Consider the following 531-nt stretch of genomic DNA (forward strand, 5'->3'; position numbering starts at 1 on the left):
TGGGCACAAGCCCAATCCAGGCGGCGAAGTCTCGCCCGCACCGAAAGATATCCATAGATGGTGCGAAGGCTTCTACCGCCATTGCGGTTAACGGGCCAACGCCGGGTATCGTCTGAAGCCGTCGTGATATCTCTGGCTGCTGCGATAGCTTTTTGAGCTTCAGCGTCTTGGCGTCAATCCGGGCCGTAAGATCGTAAATGGAAGCGAGTAGTTCCTCACACTCCTCTCGGACCAAAGCAAGCAGCCCGTTGTCGGCCTGTTGCAGGAACGCTGCGATCTTCTTCATCTGATGGACACCGGTCGGGAAGACCTGGCCCTGTTCATAAAGAACTGATCGCAGCGCATTGATTTGTTCGGTGCGCTGGCGCACCAGGCGATCGCGAGAACGGAATACAACACCTCGTGCGATTTGCGCGTTGCTTTTGGGTTCCACAAACCGCATCTCTGGGCGTTGCGCTGCAATAACAATTGCTTCAGCATCTGCCGCATCGTTCTTTTGGCGTTTGACGAAAGGCTTCACGTATTGTGGAG

Annotated in this window: 1 protein-coding gene and 1 pseudogene; both read right to left on the minus strand. The window is 55.2% G+C overall.

The window, feature by feature from the left end:
* On the minus strand, window positions 1-286 hold a 286-nt coding region (locus tag GV827_RS23495), incomplete at its 3' end, for a transposase (RefSeq protein WP_204326071.1).
* 96 nt (window positions 287-382) lie between these two features.
* Window positions 383-520 (minus strand): annotated as a pseudogene (locus GV827_RS23820) (IS110 family transposase); the annotation flags it as partial.
* Between the last annotated feature and the right edge of the window lie 11 nt (window positions 521-531).

Source organism: Sulfitobacter sediminilitoris, assembly GCF_010667575.1.
Lineage (GTDB): Bacteria > Pseudomonadota > Alphaproteobacteria > Rhodobacterales > Rhodobacteraceae > Sulfitobacter > Sulfitobacter sediminilitoris.